Annotated in this window: 4 protein-coding genes; all 4 read right to left on the reverse strand. The window is 35.2% G+C overall.

Going from position 1 to position 2,688, the window contains the following annotated elements; translation table 11 throughout:
• Window positions 1–26: 26 nt before the first annotated feature.
• Window positions 27–422, reverse strand: coding sequence for a DUF2871 domain-containing protein (locus AC1DJR_RS25425; RefSeq protein WP_429686781.1), 396 nt, complete (start codon window positions 420–422; stop codon window positions 27–29).
• A 166-nt stretch (window positions 423–588) separates the two neighbouring features.
• On the reverse strand, window positions 589–984 hold the full coding sequence (locus AC1DJR_RS25430; RefSeq protein ID WP_000358532.1) for a cytidine deaminase: 396 nt from the start codon (window positions 982–984) through the stop codon (window positions 589–591).
• 33 nt (window positions 985–1,017) lie between these two features.
• Window positions 1,018–2,319: a pyrimidine-nucleoside phosphorylase gene (locus AC1DJR_RS25435; protein WP_477003802.1), complete on the reverse strand. Its 1,302-nt coding sequence runs from the start codon at window positions 2,317–2,319 to the stop codon at window positions 1,018–1,020.
• A gap of 36 nt (window positions 2,320–2,355) precedes the next feature.
• Window positions 2,356–2,688: nucleoside transporter C-terminal domain-containing protein (locus tag AC1DJR_RS25440; protein ID WP_477003803.1), on the reverse strand; the 333-nt coding region annotated here is incomplete at its 5' end.

A 2,688-nucleotide genomic window follows, 5' to 3' on the forward strand; every position in this document is an offset into this window, starting at 1 on the left:
GCTATATTCATATTCTCCACTCCTACCTATTTAAAAGACTTTTTAAGCAAAATCATAAACCAAACGAGCCCGATACTTATAATGACATGAGCTAATCCAGTCATATGGCTTAAACCGTTAAAGTCAGTTCCGTTTACTTGTAGAAGACCTCTAAATACCATTGTAGCAATAGTAAAAATTAATCCTATGTTATACACAACAAACCATAGACGAAAACTTTTTGTTTCACGGACATTAAATACTTTAAATAGAGCGAAAGCGACCAAAAAGAATATGAATCCTAATACTAATACGTGCGTATGCACTAATTGCAACATAGTGGATCCTTTAATTCCTTGCGCTTTCGTATACTCTCTAGCAAATATTCCTGATAATAAACCAATAATTAAGTAAATGAATGCTGCATTATATAATTTCTTCATCATATTCCTCCTGCTGTAGAACGACAATTTATATCGTCACTTTCCATATTCACTGCAATCATTTTACGCAAAGTTTATGAACGGAATATGAACAGATTATTACATTCTATTATTGAAAATAAAAAAGGCCATTCCACAACTATTAATTGTGGAATGGCCTTTTAACTTATTTTAAATCTTCAATTGAAAAGGCACCAGGCAGTAACTGCTCTACAGTCACTTCTTTTTCATCGCCTTTTACATTTGTTAGTAAAACTGGCATTTTCGGATCACAAAATTCAGCAATAACTTGTCTACAAGCACCACATGGTGAAATAGGTCCGTCAGTTTCTCCTGTAATGACTAAGTAACTAAAGTCGCGCTCACCTTCTGATACTGCTTTAAATATTGCTGTTCTTTCTGCACAGTTACATAAACCGTAAGAAGCGTTTTCTATATTACAACCAGTATAGATTTTACCTTCTTTTGTAACTAGCGCTGCACCAACAGGAAATTTAGAATACGGAATATACGCTTTCGATAACATCTTATTTGCTTCTTCGATATATTTTTTCTTATCCATATTATTTCCTCCTCAAAGTAAATGTAATTATGATTAGTCAGTAATAACTGTATAAACTAATTTAGGAGCCACTGCTGTTTCAGCGATAGAAATGTTCTCATAGATTTTTGCTTTTACATCTTCTACATTTTCGCGATTTGCATAGATCGTTACGAACGGCTCGCCTTCTTTTACTGCATCGCCAACTTTTTTACGTAACATTAGTCCTACTGCTAAATCGATTTCATCTTCTTTTGTTGCACGGCCAGCACCAAGTAACATAGCTGCGATACCGATTTCATCTGCAACAATGTTTGAAATCACACCTGAAGTTTTTGCAGGTACATCAATTACATACTTCGCTTGTGGCATTTTTTCTGGATTGTCTACAATCGAGCTGTCTCCGCCTTGGTTGCTTAAGAACTCTTTAAATTTCTCAGTTGCTTTTCCATTTTTCATCACTTCAATTAGCATTTCACGAGCTTCTTCTAATGTATTTGCTTTTTTCGCAAGTACGACCATTTGGCTTCCTAATACAAGTACTAATTCTGTTAAATCTTCTGGACCTTCGCCTTTTAAAGTATCAATTGCTTCCTTCACTTCTAGAGCGTTACCAATCGCAAAACCAAGAGGTTGTGACATATCTGAAATTACTGCCATCGTTTGACGTCCAACATTATTTCCGATACGTACCATTGCATGAGCTAATTCTTTTGCATCTTCTTCGGTTTTCATAAATGCACCAGCACCTGTTTTTACATCAAGTACGATTGCATCAGCACCCGCTGCAATTTTTTTACTCATAATTGAACTTGCAATTAGAGGAATTGAATTTACTGTTCCTGTTACATCACGTAATGCATAAATCTTTTTATCTGCAGGTGTTAAGTTTCCTGTTTGTCCGATAACAGCTACTTTGTCACGGTTTACAATATCAATGAACTGCTCTTTCGTAATTTCAACGTGGAATCCTTCCACTGCTTCTAATTTATCGATTGTTCCGCCMGTATGTCCTAAACCACGACCAGACATTTTTGCTACTGGTACATCTAAAGCAGCAACTAATGGTCCTAATACTAATGTTGTTGTATCACCAACACCGCCAGTTGAATGTTTGTCTACCTTAATTCCTTCAATTGCTGATAAGTCGATTGTTTCTCCAGATTCAACCATTGCCATTGTTAAGTCTGCACGTTCACGATCCGTCATATCTTKRAAGAAAATTGCCATTGCAAGTGMACTYRCTTGATAATCAGGAATACTTCCGTCTGTATAACCGTTAATAAAGAAATTAATTTCTTCAGTTGTTAATTCTTTTCCATCACGTTTTTTCGCAATAATATCTACCATTCTCATTACAATCACCATTCCTTTTCATATTATATGGATCTATTAAAATAGTAAGCCTACAATCGTTGCTGATAAGAAACTTACTAATGTTGCACCGAAAAGTAATTTCAAACCAAATCTTGCGACTACATTTCCTTGTTTTTCATTTAAGCTCTTAACTGCCCCAGCAATAATTCCAATTGAAGAGAAGTTTGCAAATGAAACTAAGAATACAGATATAATCGCTGTCGTTCTATCTGAGAAATTAAAGTTTCCTTGTGCTAAATCTGTCATCGCAACAAATTCATTTGATACAAGTTTTGTCGCCATAATATTCCCTGCATTAACTGCTTCATGCCAAGGTACACCCATAATAAATGCAAATGGTGCAAATAC

The organism is Bacillus sp. 05T31 (genome assembly GCF_056396725.1).

Coding starts and splice junctions, on each gene's coding strand:
- AC1DJR_RS25425 (WP_429686781.1), bottom strand. CDS start 422: ATGAAGAAATTATATAATGCAGCATTCATTTACTTAATTATTGGTTTA.
- AC1DJR_RS25430 (WP_000358532.1), bottom strand. CDS start 984: ATGGATAAGAAAAAATATATCGAAGAAGCAAATAAGATGTTATCGAAA.